The following is a 21,756-nucleotide window of genomic DNA, read 5'->3' as shown; positions in this document are numbered from 1 at the left end:
ATTAAATGATCATTCCTTGGCAAGATATCGCCCCAGAAACACTGACTAACCTAATTGAACAATTTGTGCTGCGTGAAGGTACGGATTACGGTGAAGTTGAAATGAGCTTAGAAAACAAAGTGAATTACGTGATGCAGCAACTGAAATCCGGTGATGCTGTGATTGTATTTTCTGAATTACATGAATCTGTCGACATAAAATTACGTAATCAGTTGAAATAATTTTTATCAATGTGAGTCGTGATTAGAGAGTTACGACTCAAAACTTGCCTCCGCTAGCAGTTTCACTTTTCAATCCCGACATCCTTGTTAACTTGTAGTAGCATGATTGCCCGATCAGGTAATTTGAATATTGCCTGCTTTCTCATTTATCTTCCGATAATCAACAACGACAAGGTTAGTCATGTCTGCAAAACATCCTATTATTGCAGTTACTGGTTCATCAGGAGCAGGAACCACTACGACTTCTGAAGCATTCCGAAAGATGTTCAATATGATGAACATTAATGCGGCATGGCTAGAAGGCGATAGCTTCCATCGCTATACCCGCCCTGAAATGGACACTGAGATCCGCAAAGCTAAAGAGCAAGGTCGACATATCAGCTATTTTGGCTCAGAAGCCAATGACTTTGCCCAATTAGAGCAATTTTTCAAACAATATGGTGAAGATGGCACTGGCCGCTTTCGCCGTTATCTTCACACATTTGACGAAGCCGTACCCTACAACCAAATGCCAGGGACGTTTACCCCGTGGCAACAGTTAGCAGAAAACACCGATTTACTCTTTTATGAAGGTTTACATGGTGGGGTTGTTGATGGCGAAGTACATGTTGCACAACATGTCGATCTCTTAATTGGCATGGTACCGATTGTGAACTTGGAGTGGATCCAAAAAATTGTTCGTGACACTAGAGATCGTGGGCATTCTCGCGAAGCGGTGATGGAGTCTATCGTTCGCTCCATGGACGATTACTTAAATTACTTAACCCCACAATTTTCACGTACACATATCAACTTTCAACGAGTACCAACCGTTGATACCTCAAACCCTGTGAGTGCCAAAGGGATCCCTAGCTTGGATGAAAGCTTTGTTGTGATCCGATTTCGCGGTTTAAATAATGTCGATTTTCCGTATTTACTTTCCATGATCCAAGGCTCATTTATGTCACGTCATAACACACTTGTCGTCCCTGGCGGAAAAATGAGCTTTGCCATGGAATTGATCATGCGTCCACTTATCGAGAAACTGATTAATACGGGGAAAATCAGTTAAATCTGCACAAAACAAAAATAAATAGAAAAAGGTTGGCGAAAACACCAACCTTTTTATCTCAATCATTATTATTAGGCAGTGATGATTTCATGCGAATGAGTCAACTTAACCTTTTCACCAATCATTAAGCATACAGAGCAATATTTATCTAAAGAATCAGCAATGGTGTTAGCCACTAAAGTTTCATTTAAATCAAAACCAGAGATGATAAAATGTAAATTGGCTTCGGTAAATAAACGCGGGGCTTGCTCTCGACGCTCAGCTGAAATCAGAACTTCACAACCAACAATATTTTGTGCTTGGGATTGTAAACCACTGACAACATCTACTGAACTACACCCTCCCGCCGCCATTAATACTAATTCCATCGCACTTGGGGCTTTATCCCCTCCATTACCATCCATGACTACACTATGACCGGAACTAGATTGACCTAAAAAAGTCATATCTTCTACCCATTTTACTCGGGACTGCATCGTTTAATCCTTATTCAAACACCCAATAATTATCTCTAGTTTTATTGATAAAATAATGAATGTAAATTCTAATTCACCTCCTTAATGACAAACTTTTTTTCTCACTAAAAATCGTCGTAATAAGCTTTACTTATCACACAGCTTAAAACTATCTCGCCGCATTGTGATCCCGTGCACAGTTATCCATATGAAATGAACGAATCTACTAGATCAATATCAAGAAAAAGGCGTAGAAAAAGGATACACTCTAACTTATTCAAGTTAGCTTGCAGCCCAGCGGCTGAATGGATACCCTGTCAGTAGGCAGTTTTTTTTCTTGTCATAAAACTTAGAAAAGAGACCAATGCTGTTGGGCAACAAATGCAGAGGAAGTTAGTAATATGGTTCCAGGTAAACCGCAAACAGATCCAACTTTAGAGTGGTTTCTTTCCCATTGTCATATTCACAAGTACCCATCGAAAAGTACGCTGATCCACGCAGGTGAGAAAGCAGAAACGTTGTATTACATTGTGAAGGGTTCTGTTGCTGTACTAATCAAGGATGAAGAAGGTAAGGAGATGATCCTTTCTTACCTAAACCAAGGTGACTTTATTGGTGAGCTTGGCTTATTCGAAGAAGATCAAGAGCGTACTGCTTGGGTTCGTGCGAAAAGTCCTTGTGAAGTAGCAGAAATTTCATTTAAAAAATTCCGTCAGTTAATTCAAGTCAATCCTGATATTCTGATGCGCTTATCTGCTCAAATGGCAAGTCGCCTTCAAGTGACAAGCCAGAAAGTAGGTGATTTGGCATTTTTAGATGTTACAGGCCGTATCGCACAGACATTGCTAAATCTTGCAAAACAGCCAGATGCAATGACGCACCCTGATGGCATGCAGATTAAGATCACTCGTCAAGAAATCGGTCAAATTGTTGGCTGTTCTCGTGAAACAGTTGGTCGTATTCTGAAAATGCTTGAAGAGCAGAACCTTATCTCTGCTCATGGTAAGACGATTGTTGTTTACGGTACGCGTTAATTTTTAACGTCTTTAGCCGTACAAAAAAGCCGCACTTTGTTGCGGCTTTTTTATTTCTTATTAATTAATAATCCAACCCATAAATACCTTTAAAAAGTGTGTCATTAATTAATTTGTATTGCTCAAATTAAATGCTACATTCAAGCAATGAATGGACTTCATCTTTTCTTGGTTTTATATGGATATTGAACGCTTTGCCCCAAATCGCTGTACCACCGTTCCTGGTGTAATAAATCCTCAGCCAACCACGATTGAAATGACAGGTTTTAGCGATCACCGTTGTTATCTTGAACAACAAACAGGACTACGACGTTGTCCTGCTGAAGACAGTGGTATTTGGGGATCGCCCCTCGACAGTTAACAGATTCAAAAAAAAGCAGCCAAATGGCTGCTTTTTTCTTGCATCGCTTACACCGTTCAAGAGTTATAAGTACTCTCAAAGATCTTATCTGCCGAAGCTTCAACAAACCCGCTATAAACCTCACCATCAGGCTGTAGATAGCGTTTAGCAAACTCATAAAATCCACCAGAGACTAACATCTCACCATCAGAAAATGTGACCATGACTTTATCAGCCATGGTTGCTGATTGCTCTAGCATTACAGTAGGATCACCTTTTACTGCACCGCCTGCCTGATTAATATCAAAACCACTCGATTCAAGAAAATGGTTCACTTCAGAGATTTCATTAAATTGCTCAAGCTGATTAATGTCGACGGTAAAATGATTGGCACCAAAACCATGTGCTGCTACCCATCCTGCATATTCACTTTCTGCATTTAAAAGCTGATAACTATCACGACTTAATTGCCATGGTTTACCTTGAGAGAGAAAAGCAGGATTGGCAAAATAGTCATCATCAACTTGATCTACAAGCTGCCGTACTTCTGTTTGCAACTCTGTTGAACATAAGCCTAATTGCAGTTCACTAATAAATACTTTAGGCGCATCAGGATCGGGATGTTCAAAGTGCTCTGCATATAGTTTTTTCGCTTTGAAATGGTATTGACCTTTGGGTTTATAACCTACCGCAATAAAAGGGGCCGCTAACCTTGCTAAACCACATTTCGGTAGTGCAAAGGTACGTAACGCAATATGATCATTTTTAAGTGGCGCATCTTCGGTAAGTAATTGCCGAATACTCAGCGCTGAAGGACATAATCGCTGAGTATAATCTTGCCATAACGCGGTAAATAATTGTTCCATGCTGCACAATCCTTACTGTAAATAACACAGTGAACCTATTAGCCTCAGAGTAAAATACCCGGAGATAACTGCTCAGGTAAGCATGTTGCTTCACCTTCCATTGATGCCATTGGGTAAGCACAATAATCAGCAGCGTAGTATGCACTTGGACGTAAATTACCAGACGCTCCTGGACCACCAAACGGCGCATCTCCACTCGCTCCCGTTAACTGGCGATTACGATTTACAATCCCTGCACGAATATGATCGATAAAATATTGCCATTCACTATCATCGGTTGATACAAGCCCTGCTGATAAGCCATAACGGGTGTCATTTGCCAATCGAACCGCTTGAGCGAGATCTTGATAACGTACTACCTGCAATAATGGCCCAAAATATTCTTCATCGGGTAAATTTTCGATATTCGTAACATCAATGATTCCCGGTGTAACCACCGCTCCTTGTCCGCGCTTTGCCTCTACCAATACTTCACCACCAAGCGATACTAATTGTCGCTGAGTTTGCACAATATTGTCTGCTGCTTGGTGAGAGATTTGAGGCCCCATAAACGGCGCAGGCTCGGCAAATGGTCCATCGACCACTATCGCTTTGGTTGCTTCCAATAAAGCAGCCAACAACGCATCCCCTGCGCTACCCAAAGGTAAGTATAGTCGGCGAGCACAAGTACAACGTTGTCCTGCGCTGATAAAAGCAGATTGTAAAATGGTATAAACGGTAGCATTGAGATCACCATAAGCATTGGAGATCACCATGGGGTTATTGCCCCCCATTTCTAATGCCAGCATCTTACCCGGCTGACCTGCAAATTGGCGATGCAGAATATGCCCAGTATTGGCGCTGCCAGTAAACAATAAACCATCAATATCTTTTGAAACGGCGAGCGCCTCTCCAGTAGAGCGATCCCCCTGCACAAGATTAATAACCCCATCAGGTAATCCTGCTTGTTGCCAGAGTTTCATTACAATTTCAGCCGTTTTAGGCGTTAACTCAGAAGGTTTGAATACCACCGTATTCCCCGCAAGCAGTGCAGGTACGATATGACCATTAGGTAAATGACCGGGGAAATTATAGGGCCCAAATACAGCCATCACTCCTAATGGTCGATGACGAACAACCGCTATCGTGCCAGCAAGATCTTTCTCACGTTGGCCAGTGCGTTCATGGTAAGCACGTAAAGAAATCGCCACTTTCCCCACCATTGCTGCTGCTTCTGTTCGCGTTTCCCATAACGGTTTACCCGTTTCTTCAGCTATCGTAATGGCAATATTTTCACTATTGGTTTTCACCAACTCGGCAAATTGTTCCACGATGGCTTGACGCTCAACAAGGGGAGTATGACGCCATTGAAGTAACGCTTCACGCGCAGCATTCACCGCTTGCGAGACTTGCTCACCTGTCGCGGCTCGGCCTTGCCAAATTACTTCATCAGTAAAGGGGTTGAGCGATGTTATCTCATCACCTAAACCATCGACCCACTGACCCGCAATCCATTGACTCATACTTCTCTCCCCTCTTTTTTCGTAGTTTTACAGCTCAATAAAACGCACAGGCTCACCTGTATTAACCATGAGAGTATCTGCGACCTCTTGCGTCATAACCACGGTTTGCGCTTTATCATTAATTTCCAGTGGGCTCGCAACAGCACGAAAATCAGTAAATGATGTATTCGCTACTAAGCACTGCTGTTCACTTTGATGATCGTTAATTTCAACGATATAACGCTTTGAATGGCGAACCGTTTCCACATTACGTACATCACATTCAACCGTAGGGCCTGCATCAAAAATATCGACATAACCACGGCATGAAAAACCTTCATTTTCTAGCAAGCGTAATGCAGGACGAGTGTTGTCATGAACTTGACCGATGACCGCTTGGGCTTCTTGGCTCAGTAAATTGACGTATATCGGAAGTTTAGGCATTAAGTCCGCAATAAAGCCTTTTGCTCCTATACCCGTTAGATAATCAGCATGAATAAAATCAATCGAGAAAAAGTTATCTTTTAGCCATTGCCAAAAAGGTGAGTTCCCTTTTTCATCGGAAACACCGCGCATTTCGGCAAATACCACATCAGCGAAACGATGACGATGCTCTGCCATCATTAAAAAGCGCGCTTTAGACAATAGACGACCATTTAAACCTTCACGCCACGGTGTACGTAAAAATAATGTACAAAGCTCGGTATCTCCGGTGTAGTGATTACCTAATGTCAATAACTGTACGGTATTGTGCACCCCTAATCGACGCGAGGCATGAACCACAGTACTTAGATGATAGTTATAAAAAGGGGCTTCTAAGCCAATCGACGCTTCAATGGCTGTGGTACCTGCTATCTCGCCGGTATCTGTATCTTCAGCGACCATCAGGTAGCCTTCATCCTCTGGGCGAACGACATGTTTTGCAAAGCTACGCTCTGAATGAGCGATGCGGTTACGAAGCATTTCTTCGTTAACAGGTAATGAAGTAAAACCATGACCCGATTCTTCAGCGCACTGCATGAGTGCAGAATAATCATCAGCGATGATAGGACGAATAACCAGCATCGACTTCCCTCCTGATGCAGGTAGTGACCATTGCCACTAACTCGATGGATAACAATAAGATCAAGGCAACTGGCAGTCGTTCCCCCAACTGCCAGCAGCAATGTAAAGTAAGATTACTCGGCGTTGTAGAGTGTTGCGATAGCACGTTCTAGACGAGCCATACCTTCATCCACATCGGCTTTTTCAATCACTAACGATGGCGTAAAGCGCACAACACTCGTACCTGCAACTAACATCATTAAGCCTTCTTTACCGGCTTGAACAAGAATGTCACGCGCACGACCTTGCCACTCTTCTGTGAGAGACGCTCCCAGCAGTAAACCTTTACCGCGGATCTCAGCAAAAATTGGGTATTTAGCATTAATAGCTGTAAGCCCTTCACGGAACCATTGTTCACGCTCTTTCACTCCAGCTAACACATCAGGTTTACTCACTTCATTAATTACCGCTTCCGCGACAGCGCATGCTAACGGATTACCACCATACGTTGAGCCATGAGTACCGACTTTTAAATGCTCTGCTAATTCTGTTGTAGTAAGCATTGCACCAATTGGGAAACCACCACCCAGTGACTTAGCCGTCGTTAAAATATCTGGTGTTACACCTAAACCTTGATAGGCATAAAAATCACCAGTACGACCATTGCCAGTTTGGACTTCATCAAATATCAATAGGGCTTGGTGCTTATCACATAATTCACGCACACCCTGAACAAACTCAACGCTCGGGCTAACCAAACCTCCTTCACCTTGTAATGGCTCCATCATCACCGCACAAGTTCGCTCAGACATAATCTCAGCTAAAGCTGATAAGTCATTGTAAGGAATATGCGTTACCGCTTGAGGTTTAGGACCAAAACCATCTGAGTAAGCTTCTTGCCCACCAACAGTAACGGTGAAAAAAGTACGACCGTGGAAACCTTGATGAAAGGCAATAATTTGATCTTTTTCAGCACTAAACTTATCGACCGCATAACGGCGAGCCAATTTCAGTGCCGCTTCGTTAGCTTCAGCACCAGAGTTAGCAAAAAAGACTTTGTCAGCAAAACATAACTCAGTGAGCTTTTTCGCTAAACGCAATGCGGGTTCATTGGTTAACACATTACTTAAGTGCCATAATTTATCGGCTTGATCTTTTAATGCGTTAACCATAATAGGATGGCAATGACCCAGACAACTCACCGCAATTCCACCGGCAAAATCGACATATTCACGATCATGTTGATCCCATACTCGCGCACCACTGCCACGTACTGGGATCTCAGCCATAGGTGAATAACAAGGTACCATTACCTTATCAAATAAATTACGTTCTACTCTTTGCTCTGTAGTCATCACATTATCCTTCTGTGTATAACGCTATAATCATAGTATTTACATTTTATTAACCTTTGCCAATAGCAGAATATTTTTTTTGCTCTTGGGCAACGATAAAGTTTTTGATAAAACTGACATAGTTATGCGTTATCTCGGCAAGTTTATTAACTAACTAAGACAGAAAGGTGTGTTTCCTATCAGGAAATCAATAGCACAGAGAAATATGCTAGTGAATAGCTTTGCAATTTCAATAAATGAGAGTTAGAAGTGTAAAAATATAAGAGATGTGGGTGATATCGCGATTTTAAGAACGAAATATAATAAAAATCGCGATTTAATTCGAAATTTAACGCTTAAGAAAGTTGGCTAATAAGGCGTGCCCTTGCTCCGTTAGAATACTCTCTGGATGAAATTGCACCCCTTCTAATGGTAACGTTTTATGAGCGATTCCCATAATTTCATCAAACTGCCCCTCGCGCTCAGTCCATGCCGTGATGTTAAAGCAATCTGGCAGCGTATCTTGTTTAACGACTAAGGAATGATAACGAGTCACAGTTAATGGGTTATTTAACCCTTCAAACACACTGGTATTATTGTGCTTGATCGGAGAGGTTTTACCATGCATCACTTGTCTTGCTCGTACTACATCCCCACCGAAAGCTTGTGCTAACGATTGATGACCTAAGCATACCCCTAAAATAGGTAATTTACCTGCAAAGTATTCAATGGCTTGTAGTGATATCCCCGCTTCATTTGGGGTACAAGGCCCTGGAGAGATAACTAGATGGGTGGGCACTAACGCCTCAATACCTGCGAGATCAATCTCATCATTACGGACAACCTTAACCTCAACGCCTAACTCACAAAAGTATTGATAAAGGTTATAAGTAAATGAATCATAGTTATCGATAATTAATAGCATGCTACAACAAGGGCCTTTGATATTCTGCGCCCTATTGTGCAATACAAAATAATAAAGGCAAGCTCATCATGAACCTGCCTTTATGATATTTATCATCGAGGTAAATTAAAAATGCTCAATACGACATGTCTTACCATTATAAATAGCTTTCAGTTTTCCACTTAGTTCTACTGGTACATTGCTACAAGGAACATCATAAACCCCTGAAGCTAAGACACTTAGTGATACTTTATCACCGCTTTTAATACCTACATGTTTTAAAAAGTTATCCTTTTTCGAATAACGGCGTTGCTGCCCCTTCATTAACCACGGTTTAGTACTATCCCAATAATAAGAATTGAAAACAGGGTAAAGAGGCTGATTACTATTATTAACAAATGTGATTTGAAAAGAGGCTTTTGCCATTGGGTAAGCAAAGTTTATGATCACGGGATCATGATCTGATGCAGAGTATGGACCTGTTGATTTAACTAGATCACCACTATATTTATTACTGTATTCAAATAAGCTATTTTCTACAGAGTTAATATGCCAGTCTTCAATACCACGCACTTTTTTAAGTAAGGAGCGAGATGCTAAAGCATGATCTAAACTGCCTAATTCACCATTATAACTGTAAGAGTAGCTGTCAGCACCGTGCCATTTAGTCGCTAAGTTGACTAGACCCAGTCCTTTTGAAGCCACAATGCCTTCAGGATGCAGGGATTGATCACCAATGAAAGTGCCTGAGGCTGACATGATTTTTCGTTGATATTGCTTTGGCTTGTATTGTGTTAACACACGGATAGGATCTTCCATACCATAAGCATTCATATCCCCCATAACTAAAACATCACCAGAAATTGTCTTCAACCTATCAGCTAAGACCATCGCAGCAGAAACACGAAAATCGTTACAGTTACCTTGAATGTTTTGGTAGTCCTTATCTTTTTGTTCATTCAACCAATCTTCATAACAGCCTGAACCTTTGGATTTAAGATGGTTAACGACAATAGTTAATTGACTCTTTTTCTTCGCACCATTAATAGCAAACTGTTGTAAAAGAGTATCACGCTGATATGCATCAATCTTAACACCTTCACCTTCAGCGTTTGTCGCACTCATATGTTGCGATGGCATGCGAATAACTTGCGCATCTTTAATCGGTGTCACTTTGCTTGGACGATAAAGCATTGCAACCATAATCGCATCAGAACCAAAGAACTTACCTTTATTCTTATCCTTATCGTTAATCTCGACAAATTGGTAATGATCACTGCTGTCATTAAAATGCAGATTAAGTTCATCAACTAGATTCTTAATTGCACTGTTTTTACCAAAACCGTTATTCTCCATTTCCATTATGCCGATAATATCGGCATCCATAGCCGTTAACGCATTAACAATTTTGGTTCGCTGCAATTCAAATTCTGCCGCCGTTTTTGCCCCTCGATTACACCCTTTAGCAGCGTCAGCATCGGCTTGATCTTTGCAGGTTGGGTTGAGGCTGCCACCAATATCACTGTGACTTGTAAAAAAGTTTAAAACATTGAAGCTCGCCACTTTAAGATTACTGTCTGTAATCACCTGTGGTGCAGACGTGCGATCATTAAAATGAACAAAATCGCTAGGGCTGACGGTATTGGTTGGTAATAAGCGGTGCTGACGATAACTGTATGCTATGACACCTTCTAAATTCTCAACTCGATCGCCAATACGCAAATAGCCTTGCTGTGCATCAAAGCCAGGAAAATAAGGGATAACACCATTCGCTGGGTACTGATCGGTGTCGATATAAAGTTGGTTATTGGTATTAGCTTCAACTTGCTTTGTCACTTGTTCAGTTTCAGCAACAAACAGTTGGGTCGGCTTTATTAGTGGTGATTGGTGAGAAAGTACCATGTTGTTGCGTCTTGAGCTGAAATCAAAACCAAAATTACGCGTGATACGTAAGTCACTTTCAGGTACGATTTTTACTAACATCCCTTGGTAACGATCCATCGCTTTTGACAAGCTTTCTTTACTTCCAACAACAATATCAGTTGCTCGAATTGGTTGCGGTGCTAATCCTTTATTCTCAATGTGTCCCAGCTTTACAGTTAACTGAGTCATCCCATGAAACTGTTTTGCCTTAGCCTCAACACAGACTTTATCACCTACAGCTAATCCATCGATACCATTAGAAGAAGTATAAGCAAAGATACCATCGGAGGTATTTGGATTATTATCTCCCACTGGATCCTGAAAGAAAAAGCCCTTGTACAATGAAGAGGTCGTTTTAGTCACAATACCTTCAACCCAATAAGTCGGACTTTGATTGGGTGTAGCATGAGATTTAACTTGCTCTCTAACCTCCATAATTGACGTGAGAGTCTGTCCATCGCAGCTAAACTGGCTTGCGCATGCCGATATGGAAAGAGAAGAGAGAGCCACCGCAAGGGTTGCCGTTAACGCCTTCATAATAAGTAATCCTTTTATCTACATTAAAAAGACATCTATTATTATGATCAGTCATATGCATTAATGTGACGGCATAGACAAACCATTCAGCGTATGAATGGTTTTTTCTCAACAACTTGAGATACTACACAAAGATATTGATAAAAAATAGCAACGACATTCGGTTCCAAATACTTCATTCAGAACTAAAAAAGCAGAGCCGAAGCTCTGCTTTTTATATAAGTATCGATTTAATTATGGGCGAGCGACAAAACCTACCGCTTGGTATGCTTTTTTCAGTACTTCAGCCGCACGTGCAGAGGCTTTTTCAGCACCTTGCTTCATTACGCTATCAAGGTAAGCACGATCAGCACGAATACGATGATATTCAGCTTGTACTGGCTCAAGCATAGCAACTAATGCTTCACCCACATCTTTCTTAAATGGGCCATACATTTCAACGCCTGCATATTGTGCTTCAATTTCAGCATACGTCTTACCTGTTGCGCCTGAATACAGACCCATTAGGTTTGAGATCCCTGCTTTGTTCTCTGTGTCAAATGCAATGCGTGGTGGTGTTTCTGCATCAGTTTGTGCTTTGTTAACCTTCTTAAGAATCGATTTTGGATCTTCCAACAAAGTGATCACGTTCTTACGGTTATCATCAGACTTCGACATTTTCTTAGTCGCGTCTTGTAGGCTCATTACACGCGCACCAACCGATGGAATGTAAGGTTCAGGAATTTGGAAAATTGGACTTTCTTCTGTGCCATACAGATTATTAAAACGCGTAGCAATATCACGAGCTAACTCTAAGTGCTGCTTCTGATCGCTACCTACAGGTACTTGATGTGCGCCATATAATAAAATATCAGCTGCCATCAATACTGGGTAACCGAATAAGCCCACGTTTACATCATTCGCATGACGCGCTGATTTGTCTTTAAACTGCGTCATACGACTAAGCTCACCCATTTGGGTGTAACAGTTTAATAACCAGCCTAGTTGAGCATGCTCAGGCACATGTGACTGAACAAATAACGTGCTCTTTTGTGGATCAACACCCACCGCTAAACAAATCGCTAATGCATCTAACGTTGCTTCATGTAGCGCTTTAGGATCTTGACGTACTGTGATGGCATGCAAATCAACCACACAGTATTGGCAATCGTAATCGTCTTGCATCTGTTCCCACTGACGCAGCGCACCTAGGTAGTTACCAATACTTAATTCACCAGAAGGCTGTACGCCACTTAATACAATGGGTTTACTCATGATCAGACAATCCTGTTAGTTTCTTATTCATAGAAAAGCGAGAGGTATACTCCCGCTTTTTACTTTGTTAGCCAGTGTACACTGGAATGTACTAGTCGCCTAGTTTAACCACATTTGCTAATTGCTTGAAGTGATCGCACACAACATCAGGTGCACTCTCTGCAATAGGCTGACCGTAGTTATAGCCATAGGTTAAGCCCAACGAATAGCATGTTGCAGCTTTTGCTGCCAAGATATCATTGCGAGAATCCCCCACCATTAACATCTCAGACGCGGCAATATTATGTTTTTCCATTAACCAATGCAGTGCATAAGGATCTGGTTTTTTCAGTGGGAAAGTATCACCACCAATCACATCAACAAAATACTCGCTGATGCCATGCTCTTCAAGTAAATGCGGGACAAATTGCGAGGGTTTATTGGTCACAATCGCCATTGACATACCCGCTTGATGAAATGCAGCGAGTGTCGCTTTTACGTCAGCATACAATGCACTTTTTACATGACCGCCAAGCTCGTAGTAGTGATCAAATAATTGGCGAGCTTCTTTTTGCAGTTCTGGATCAATCGCTGGATCGACATCAACACTTCGGCTTAATGCGCGACCAATTAAAATATCAGCACCATTACCGATCCAAGTAGTAACTTGCTCTACCGTCACGCCTTCTCGTCCAAGATGACGCATCGTTTTATCTGCAGCATCCGCTAAATCAGGTACGCTATCGAGTAATGTGCCATCTAAATCAAACGCTATAAACTTGATGTTTTCAAATACCATTAGCATTTAGCCTCAGCCAATTCTGCGCGCATTTTGTCTATCGCGACTTTATAATCAGGTTCATTAAAAATGGCTGAGCCTGCGACAAACATATCTGCGCCTGCTGCTGCAATTTCTCGAATATTATCAACTTTCACGCCACCATCAATCTCAAGACGAATATCACGGCCTGATGCATCAATACGTTTACGAACTTCACGTAGTTTATCAAGTGTTGATGGAATAAAAGATTGACCACCAAAGCCTGGATTCACTGACATCAATAAAATCATATCAACTTTATCCATAATGTAATCAAGGTGGTGAAGTGGCGTTGCTGGATTAAAAACCACACCCGCTTTACAACCATTCTCTTTTATAAGTTGCAAGGTACGGTCAACATGATCTGACGCTTCAACATGAAACGTGATCATCGTTGCGCCAGCTTTAGCAAAATCAGGAATAATGCGATCCACCGGTTTTACCATTAAATGCACATCAATCGGTGCGGTAATACCGTAGTCACGAAGAGCCTTACAGATAGGCGCACCAAACGTTAAATTAGGCACGTAATGATTATCCATTACATCAAAGTGAATAACGTCTGCACCGGCAGCTAACACCTTGTCAACGTCTTCACCCAAACGTGCAAAATCAGCCGATAAGATAGATGGAGCAATCAAGAAGTTCTTCATGTACTTGCCTCTATTCGATACACAAAACCTGATACTTGGAAAAACCAAGTTCAATAAGTTGCCATAATTCTACCCGAACCGCGAAATATTGTCCCAATGGATTTATTTATTACTTCAGTTGATCAAAATGATGAGACAAGCCACTACACTCAGTAAAGGAGAGTATAAAACGAGGCGAGATGAATATAACTAAGTTAAAGAAAAGCACACCACTACAAGTTATTGCGAGTGTGTTGGCAGCGTTATTTGGCGTCCAATCAGACAATAATCGGCAGCATGATTTTAAGCAATCAAGCCCATGGCCATTTATTATTGTGGGGGGGGGGGTTATTGGCGCAATGATTATAGCAATCATTGCCGTTGCGCAATGGGCAACGGCGATATAATTACTCTTCTTCAGAAGAAAACACGGGCGTCTGCTCCGTGTTTGAAACAGAGAACAAGGCTAAAAGTTCATCGACCTTATTACGCCCACTACCATTGCGGCTAATGGTACGTTTTACTTTAACCACAGAAAGGTCTGCTCCTGTGTATAAGCGACGTGTTAGTGCAGTATCGTGGTTAGAAATCAACACCGCAATATCTCTCTCTGCTGCCGCTTTTTCTGCAACATCAGCAAGAGTCGCCTGATCATCTAAGCTAAAGCCGTTACCTGAATAAGAGGTAAAATTAGCTGTGCTAGATAATGGCGCATAAGGCGGATCGCAGTACACCACACAACCTTTTCTCGCACGTGAAAAAGTTTGGAGATAACCTTCACAGACAAACGTGGCTCGTTTTGCTTTTTCCGAGAAATAATACATTTCAGCTTCAGGGAAATAAGGTTTTTTATACGAGCCGAATGGTACATTGAAACCACCTTTTTTGTTATAACGACATAAGCCGTTAAAACCATGCCGGTTCATGTATAAGAAATACAATGAGCGTAAATACGGATCATCACTCGCATTAAATTCTTCACGAATTTTCAAATACGCTTCTTTATTATTGTATTCAGGCGTGAAAAGTTTACGTGCATCTTCAACATAGCGTTCAGGCTCATGCTTGAGGATGTTATAAAGATTGATCAGATCAGGATTGATATCGGCCAATAAGTAATGGTCGTAATCGGTATTAAGAAAAACCGATCCCGCTCCAACAAAAGGCTCAACCAATTTACGCGCAGGCGGTAGATGTCGTTTAATATCCTCAACGAGAGAGTATTTACCCCCAGCCCATTTTAGGAATGCACGATGCTTTTTCATTAAGCTAAACCCACCAACACTAGCAATATTGTCACGAAAGGTCGCGGATTGTACCTCATTTCTACCCTCTACCGATACCAATTCACGTAAATAACTGCCCTCATGGCTTTATTTTCAACGTTCTATTTCTTGCTGGATTTTTCGATATGGTTTGGGCCACGGGCTTAGCACTTTTAATTGCTTCGGAAAGGCTTTTATTGCCGAACGTGCTCGAGTGGCTGTTGTGTAATCACCTGAAATAACAATAAACCATATTTTGCCTTTTCGGCGTGTTTTATAAATACGAGCAGAAGACTGGATCTTATTCTTTTCAACAAAGGCTTTAGTTTCATTCCAGCTCATCGAAGCTGACAATTGAATTGCGTAATGTCCTTTATTTATCGCCAGTATCGCTGCCGTATTGGCAAGCTTAATCGGCGTTTGAGCTACCACCTCTTTTTTCGGCAGTAGCGGTTTACTATCAGGCTTTACAATCATTGCCGTTGCAGACCGCTTTACTTCGGGCTTTCTAACCTTAACTGCAGGTAAAGAGCTTACATCATCTGGCGTAATATTAGTCGCTGACGCGCTTGGAGCTGTTAAGTCCCTTTCACCTTCAGGCATTACTGTATTATTTGAAGCAGCTTGATGGCGAGTTTGTGTTGCTACACCATCAGATATAACAGGCTCATTTTGAACAGGTACGAATAGCACCTCTTTCGTAAATTCTTTGGCTGCACTTTTCCCTGTACCGCCAACACGTTGCTCATCAATCATCGCATCAATCAATGGTGATGGTACAACTACCCGTTGCGCTTCATTTTCAGCACGCCCCACCGTTAGCCCTTCACTATAGATATCTGTCGGTAATGGTTTTTCATCCATAACGATATCTGTACTCTCGATAGGATCGGTCACAATAGACTCTGCCTCAGATGCAAGAGAGTCGGTTGTTTTTGTTTCTTGTAATGCCTTAAATCCAAACCATCCCACAATGATGATGCACACTATAACAATCAACCCTAATAACAGTTGCGTCGGGGGTAAACGTCGTGATCCTTTACTCATAGCAGTAACGTCCTGTTTTGGAAATTGTTGTAATGCTCCAGGGCGAGGTTCAACTCTCGCTAATCGCGACTTAATGTCTCGTCGATGTTGGCTTCCGAGCTGCTCATCATTGAGTAACATCTCGCTAAACTGACTAATTTCATTCGGGCTTAACTCATTAATTTCTAACTCAAGTAAAGCAGGCCCTATCGAACGAACAATATCACCGAATGGCTGAGTGATGACATTAGGATCAGCAAAGAGCAATACATTAATTTGCCAACCAGAATGCATTTCTGTTTGACGAACCAGTGCCCATAATTCAGCAAGTAATTCAGGCGCCAAAAAGTGTGCATTATCAATAATAATAACGAAGTTGATCTTTTCAGGTAGTAAATGCTCAGCACTTTGACTTAACGAATCTTGCTCGTTAAACATCGGAGTAGAATGAAATTGTTGCAGCAGAAGTGTTCGTTGTTGCTGTAGTGTTTGATCATCAGTGCATGTCAGCAATGCTTGCTCAGCATGTTGTGCATAGTTTTCGAGGTATTGATGCGCGAGCCACGTTTTTCCTGAGCCTTGCGTACCGTTCAATAAAAGAAGATGAGAGCTAAATCGAGTAATAAATTGTACTCGAGAGAGCAACTGGATCTGGCTATCCAGATCCAAGTTTTTTGCCTCTAGTGTGCTACGCATGATTAACCACTACTTAGTGATTAATCACATCCCGCAATACTTCATGTGTCACGTTAGACACGACTTCAGCACTGCCAATGGATGTCGGTAGAACCAATCGTAATTGGCCAGATAATACCTTTTTATCACGCATCATGTGCTTAATAAAATCATCGAAGCCCATTGTTTCAGGTGCGATTACCGGTAGCTTTGCTCGCTCATGCAGTCGAATAATTCTCGCTACATCGTCATCACTAATAAGGCCTTGTATTGCAGCAGTTTTAGCCGCTAGCACTGTGCCTGCCGACACCGCTTCGCCGTGCAGCCAGTTACCATAGCCCATCTCTGCTTCAATCGCATGACCAAATGTATGACCGAGATTAAGTAAAGCTCGTACACCTGATTCTTTTTCATCAGCCGCAACAACATCTGCCTTAATTTGACAACAACGTGCAATGGCATAACACAATGCATCGTTATCGAGTGTTTGTAAGCGTTCAATGTTGTCTTCTAACCAGACAAAAAAGTCGTGATCGGCAATAATGCCATACTTGATCACTTCAGCCATTCCCGCCGCAAACTCACGTTCAGGTAGGGTTTGTAAGCAGTGATTATCAATCACTACCGCCTTAGGCTGATAAAAAGCGCCTATCATATTTTTACCCAATGGATGATTCACTGCGGTTTTGCCACCAACAGATGAGTCCACTTGAGAAAGTAATGTTGTAGGTACTTGAATAAAGTCTACGCCACGTTGATAACTTGCAGCAGCAAAGCCCACGACATCACCAATGACGCCGCCACCAAGCGCTACAATCACAACATCACGACCATAATTACCATCAAGTAAAAAAGTCATGATTTGATCAAAAGTCTCTAACGTTTTGTATTGTTCACCATCAGGGAGAGAAAGTAATGCCACTTGGCACTCTAATGAACTGATGGTTTCCATTACTTGCTGTGCATACAGCGGAGCAACAGTTTCGTTACTGACCACTACCACCCGCTTTCCCGCAGGAATCGCAGATGCAAACAACGCCGAGTTGCAAAACAACTCGGCGCCAATTGAAATAGGGTAGCTTCTGTCATCTAAATTGACATTGATCCGTTCCATGGTCAGCTTCTCTCTTTTTGTTGATTAACGCTCTTCTAGCATTTTGATGATTTGGTTCGCCACTACCTTCGCACTTTGATCATCAGTACGAACAACGTAGTCAGCTACTTCTTCATATAATGGATTGCGCTCTTCTGCGAGTGCTTCCAGCACCTCACGAGGCGTATCAGTTTGAAGTAGAGGACGCTTTTTATCGCGTTGAGTTCGAGCAAGTTGCTTCTCGATAGTCGTCTCTAGATAAACTACGATACCACGTGCAGAAAGGCGATTACGGTTCTCTTTAGTTTTAACAGAACCACCACCTGTTGCCAGAACAATGCCTTGCTCTTGTGTTAGATCGTCGATAACTGTTTCTTCGCGAACACGGAAACCGTCTTCACCTTCCACATCAAAGACCCAACTAATATCAGCACCTGTACGTTCTTCAATAACTGTATCTGAGTCAAAGAATTCCATATGCAGCTGCTGTGCAAGGTGTCTACCAATAGTGCTTTTGCCGGCACCCATTGGGCCGACCAAGAAAATATTTCGTTTTTCAGCCATTTTTAGCAATTTTACGCGCGGTTAATAAAACGACACCACCCGCAGGCTCTATTAATTAATAAGCCCGAGGCGCCAAGTTCCTCACATATAATTCGTGATAAGACAGAAAATTATCTCAGGACTGATAGCTATATTGCAAGCACTAGTCACTCCTAATCAGTATTTTATTATGCCTGTCCTACCCAAAGAGGTCGCCATAATGGCTCAGCAGCGGTCTAAGGTCAATCGTAATAACCTTGTAATTCCGCTATCGCTGAGCGTAAATACGACAAAATAATAATTATATAGCCCCATAAAAACAACGGATGGAACTAATTTAATAAGGATCCATCCGTTGCTTTAACAGTGTAGCTAAATTTTTATGGTTTGTTGATTAGCAGTAAAGACTACTGAATAACAATTTTAGGTGTCACGAAGATAAGTAATTCACGCTTACCCATTTGTTCCATTTTATGACGGAATAATGCACCTAATATTGGAATATCACCTAATAGTGGTACCTTACGTGTCACATGGGTCATACTGTGTTGGTAAATACCGCCTAAAACCACTGTTTCGCCGTTATTCACCAGTACTTGAGTACCAATACGTTGAGTATCAATAGAAATCGCAGTCCCCGTACCTGTAGGAACATCTTCACCTTTGTTATCTTGAGTCACTTCAAGATCTAACACGAGTTTATCATCCGGTGTAATCTGCGGTGTAACCATTAAACTCAGTACAGCTTTTTTAAACGATACCGATGTTGCACCACTAGATGATGCTTCTAAATACGGGATTTCTGTACCTTGCTCGATATACGCCGTTTTCTTATTAGTTGTCATCAAACGAGGACTGGAGATAATTTCTGCTTTATTTTCAGTCTGTAAGGCCGACAGCTCTAAATCAAGTAAGATATTACCTAGTTTTGCCACCTGGAATGCTATTGAGGCCGCACCTGCACCAGCGCCTAAATTTACGTTAAGAAAATCATCAACGCTTGCATTTTCACCTAATAAGCCAGAGCTTGCTAAGTTACCTTCAATTGAACCACCAACAGTTGTGTCGCCATTAACTTTCGATACCCCCCAACGCACACCTAGCTCATCAATATCACCTTCATTAATGGTAACAATACGCGCTTCAATTTGTACCTGCTTAACCGGAATATCAAGTGACGACACAATATCTTTGATACTACGAATATTATCAGGGGTATCTTTGATGATGAGCGCATTCGTACGTTCATCAACATGCAAAGAACCACGCTCAGAGAGCATACCAACACCATCGGCATTTCCACTTAAAAGCTCTGCAATATCAGTTGCTTTTGCGTAGTTAACTTGGATCAGATCAGAACGTAGGCTCAACAGCTCTTGCTGCTTACGCTTAGCTTCCATTACCTGGTGTTCATTTGCTGTGAGCTCCGCTTTAGGGGCAACCAATAATACAGAGCCACGAACACGCTTATCTAAGTCTTTTGATTGCAGGATAATATCTAACACTTGCGGCCAAGGCACATCATCAAGACGTAGCGTGACATTACCGCTAACAGAGTCTGAGACAACCAAATTAAAGTCGTTATAGTCAGCAATTAACTGCAGAACGTTACGCACTGGGATATCTTGGAAGTTAATTGAAATCGGCTTACCTTTGTAGTTAATCTTGGCGTTAGAGCTGGTGCCTTTTACTACTTTTTTCACACGCTTTTCAATGATAACTTCAAGACGCTTACCACGTAGATTGTAATCATAATCGTAGCTGTCTTTCATATTGAAAATTAAACGCGCACCTTTTGACACACGCATAGTTTCAATACTATTAACAACAGTTGAAAAATCAACAACATCAAGCGTATAAACCATGTCATCTTTTAGTACAGTATCAAAAATATCTAACTGTAGTTTGTTACCATTACGACGTAAATCAACTAACGATTGCGGCTTATCTAAACGAACGGTTAATACCCCTCGTCCTTTTCCATCACGAAGAAAATCAATGGCTTGAATCTGATTATCAATCATTCCAGCTGCAGGTACAGCAGCAACACTCGGAAAAGCTAATGCTCCACAGCATAACAGCCAAAGTGTTGCTAGATACTGGCGGCTTAACATCCACACATTCCTTTTCATAACTTATCCTTGATTACTGCTGAACTAGCGCCAGTTTAGTAGGTCGTTTAAGCCAACATCCTTTTCCATCTGGTAATGCTTCTTCGATTTCAATTATTTTGTCGCTAACCGTAAGTACCTTACCGTGATTAAGACCAATATATTGCCCTTGCTTAATTTTCATTAAGTCGCCTTCAGGTGTAAAAACTAACCCCCAAAGTTGCTTCTTGTTCCCAATAGCCCCTTTCATTGATAGTTTTTCTAACGCAAACTTTTCAAGCTTACTTAATTGACGATCAAGTTGTGGTTGCCAACACTTGCCCGTCTCTTTCTTGGCCAGTAACTGCTCTGGAATTGGCTTAACAAACGGTACTCGCGTGCTCGTCATTACAAACTTTTCAGCCTCAAAGACAAAAGGTTCAGGCAAAGGCTTAACTCGCGCTTTTGCTTCGTTATGGGTCGTTGCGATAAACTCTGCGACAGAATCATCATTGGCCTGACACCCAACTAAACCAATAACAATAGGTAATAACCACACTACTTTTTTCATAGCTTAGCCCTCATCACTATTGATCTTTTCTTGGCTTGGTGTCTTGAAACGATAGGTCGTTGCAGAGACTTTCAAAGACAAGGTCTCATCGGGCTGACCTAACGGCTTAACTCGACTTAACTCAGCATTGTTTAAGTTAACAATACGAGGCAAGCGCGCAACTGCTTCCGCAAACTTACCAATTTGTTCGTAATTCCCCGTCAGCTGCATATTGATAGGTAATTCGTAATATAACTCGTGCTCAACTCTGGGTGCCCATTTGATTGATTGGAACACCAAACCATTATTGATACCGATATCATTAATTCCCGCTAAAAAACTTGCTAGCTCTTGTTCTTCCGGTAACTGTTCAATCATTTCATTGTAACGACGGTTTAATTCTGCAACCTGCTCTTTAACCCGAGGTAGTGCGGCCACTTGTGAAGCTCGACTTACTAGCTGTGATTTAAGGATCTGTTCTTTTTGTTTCATTTGCTCAAGTTGATCATTCTTTGGACTAACCCAATACCAATAACCAAACGCGCTTAATGCCACAGCTAAGACAATTGCCACAATACATTGAGGCAGCAAAGGCCATTCAGTGATTTCATCTAATTCAAGTTCTTGCCAATCAGCCAT

At 41.7% G+C, this 21,756-nt stretch carries 22 protein-coding genes; 5 read left to right on the top strand and 17 right to left on the bottom strand.

The annotated features are described in order from the left end of the window. Positions 1–5: 5 nt before the first annotated feature. Positions 6–221: a YheU family protein gene (locus tag SKA34_RS00735; protein ID WP_006643582.1), complete on the top strand. Its 216-nt coding sequence runs from the start codon at positions 6–8 to the stop codon at positions 219–221. Positions 222–402: 181 nt separating this feature from the next. Then, positions 403–1,272 carry a phosphoribulokinase gene (locus tag SKA34_RS00730; RefSeq protein WP_006643581.1) on the top strand — a complete coding sequence of 290 codons (870 nt, stop codon included), beginning with the start codon at positions 403–405 and terminating at the stop codon, positions 1,270–1,272. Between the two features lie 71 nt (positions 1,273–1,343). On the opposite strand, the gene SKA34_RS00725 is transcribed toward SKA34_RS00730, so the two are convergent. Continuing rightward, positions 1,344–1,748 (bottom strand): OsmC family protein, encoded by a 405-nt coding sequence (locus SKA34_RS00725; protein ID WP_006643580.1) that lies wholly within the window; start codon positions 1,746–1,748, stop codon positions 1,344–1,346. Between the two features lie 380 nt (positions 1,749–2,128). Between SKA34_RS00725 and crp the strand changes: the two genes are divergently transcribed. Then, entirely contained in the window at positions 2,129–2,761 is a 633-nt protein-coding gene (gene crp, locus SKA34_RS00720) for a cAMP-activated global transcriptional regulator CRP (RefSeq protein ID WP_005371802.1), read from the top strand. A 178-nt stretch (positions 2,762–2,939) separates the two neighbouring features. After that, positions 2,940–3,122, top strand: coding sequence for a hypothetical protein (locus tag SKA34_RS00715; RefSeq protein ID WP_039859448.1), 183 nt, complete (start codon positions 2,940–2,942; stop codon positions 3,120–3,122). A gap of 56 nt (positions 3,123–3,178) precedes the next feature. Here the strand turns inward: SKA34_RS00715 and SKA34_RS00710 are convergent, their stop codons facing one another. From SKA34_RS00710 to rpe, 9 genes are all read right to left on the bottom strand, one after another. After that, on the bottom strand, positions 3,179–3,967 hold the full coding sequence (locus SKA34_RS00710) for a DUF1338 domain-containing protein (RefSeq protein WP_006643578.1): 789 nt from the start codon (positions 3,965–3,967) through the stop codon (positions 3,179–3,181). A gap of 44 nt (positions 3,968–4,011) precedes the next feature. Continuing rightward, positions 4,012–5,469, bottom strand: coding sequence for a succinylglutamate-semialdehyde dehydrogenase (gene astD, locus SKA34_RS00705; protein ID WP_006643577.1), 1,458 nt, complete (start codon positions 5,467–5,469; stop codon positions 4,012–4,014). Between the two features lie 27 nt (positions 5,470–5,496). After that, positions 5,497–6,513, bottom strand: coding sequence for an arginine N-succinyltransferase (astA, locus tag SKA34_RS00700; RefSeq protein WP_006643576.1), 1,017 nt, complete (start codon positions 6,511–6,513; stop codon positions 5,497–5,499). Between the two features lie 113 nt (positions 6,514–6,626). Further along, the gene (locus SKA34_RS00695) at positions 6,627–7,847 is read right to left on the bottom strand and encodes an aspartate aminotransferase family protein (RefSeq protein ID WP_006643575.1); all 1,221 of its coding nucleotides are present in this window, start codon (positions 7,845–7,847) and stop codon (positions 6,627–6,629) included. Between the two features lie 328 nt (positions 7,848–8,175). Next, a complete protein-coding gene (locus SKA34_RS00690) occupies positions 8,176–8,751 on the bottom strand; it encodes an aminodeoxychorismate/anthranilate synthase component II (protein WP_006643574.1) in 576 nt (191 codons plus the stop codon). Positions 8,752–8,856: 105 nt separating this feature from the next. Then, entirely contained in the window at positions 8,857–11,190 is a 2,334-nt protein-coding gene (locus SKA34_RS00685; RefSeq protein WP_006643573.1) for an ExeM/NucH family extracellular endonuclease, read from the bottom strand. 234 nt (positions 11,191–11,424) lie between these two features. Then, entirely contained in the window at positions 11,425–12,444 is a 1,020-nt protein-coding gene (gene trpS, locus SKA34_RS00680) for a tryptophan--tRNA ligase (RefSeq protein ID WP_006643572.1), read from the bottom strand. Between the two features lie 91 nt (positions 12,445–12,535). Then, positions 12,536–13,222 (bottom strand): phosphoglycolate phosphatase, encoded by a 687-nt coding sequence (locus SKA34_RS00675; protein ID WP_006643571.1) that lies wholly within the window; start codon positions 13,220–13,222, stop codon positions 12,536–12,538. Then, a complete protein-coding gene (gene rpe, locus SKA34_RS00670) occupies positions 13,222–13,896 on the bottom strand; it encodes a ribulose-phosphate 3-epimerase (protein ID WP_006643570.1) in 675 nt (224 codons plus the stop codon). The genes SKA34_RS00675 and rpe overlap by 1 nt, the downstream gene beginning before the upstream one ends. Positions 13,897–14,075: 179 nt before the next feature. Here rpe and SKA34_RS00665 point away from each other — a divergent pair, with 179 nt between their 5' ends. Then, positions 14,076–14,282 (top strand): DUF2970 domain-containing protein, encoded by a 207-nt coding sequence (locus SKA34_RS00665; protein WP_006643569.1) that lies wholly within the window; start codon positions 14,076–14,078, stop codon positions 14,280–14,282. On the opposite strand, the gene dam is transcribed toward SKA34_RS00665, so the two are convergent. From dam to SKA34_RS00630, 7 genes are all read right to left on the bottom strand, one after another. Then, positions 14,283–15,140 (bottom strand): adenine-specific DNA-methyltransferase, encoded by an 858-nt coding sequence (dam, locus tag SKA34_RS00660; RefSeq protein WP_006643568.1) that lies wholly within the window; start codon positions 15,138–15,140, stop codon positions 14,283–14,285. It abuts the gene before it with no gap. 114 nt (positions 15,141–15,254) lie between these two features. Next, positions 15,255–16,862, bottom strand: coding sequence for an AAA family ATPase (locus SKA34_RS00655; protein WP_006643567.1), 1,608 nt, complete (start codon positions 16,860–16,862; stop codon positions 15,255–15,257). Positions 16,863–16,875: 13 nt separating this feature from the next. Continuing rightward, complete coding sequence (aroB, locus tag SKA34_RS00650) at positions 16,876–17,955, bottom strand: 3-dehydroquinate synthase (protein WP_006643566.1); 1,080 nt, start codon at positions 17,953–17,955, stop codon at positions 16,876–16,878. Positions 17,956–17,979: 24 nt separating this feature from the next. Continuing rightward, complete coding sequence (gene aroK, locus SKA34_RS00645; protein ID WP_006643565.1) at positions 17,980–18,498, bottom strand: shikimate kinase AroK; 519 nt, start codon at positions 18,496–18,498, stop codon at positions 17,980–17,982. Positions 18,499–18,884: 386 nt separating this feature from the next. Next, the gene (locus SKA34_RS00640) at positions 18,885–20,609 is read right to left on the bottom strand and encodes a type IV pilus secretin PilQ family protein (RefSeq protein WP_157044433.1); all 1,725 of its coding nucleotides are present in this window, start codon (positions 20,607–20,609) and stop codon (positions 18,885–18,887) included. Positions 20,610–20,622: 13 nt separating this feature from the next. Beyond that, entirely contained in the window at positions 20,623–21,138 is a 516-nt protein-coding gene (locus SKA34_RS00635; RefSeq protein ID WP_006643563.1) for a pilus assembly protein PilP, read from the bottom strand. Between the two features lie 3 nt (positions 21,139–21,141). After that, entirely contained in the window at positions 21,142–21,756 is a 615-nt protein-coding gene (locus tag SKA34_RS00630; RefSeq protein WP_006643562.1) for a type 4a pilus biogenesis protein PilO, read from the bottom strand.

Origin of the sequence: Photobacterium sp. SKA34, from assembly GCF_000153325.1 — a bacterium.
In the GTDB taxonomy this organism is placed as follows: Bacteria; Pseudomonadota; Gammaproteobacteria; order Enterobacterales; family Vibrionaceae; genus Photobacterium.
The sequence above is the reverse complement of the archived record's forward strand: the minus strand, read 5'-3'. Positions and strand labels throughout refer to the sequence as shown.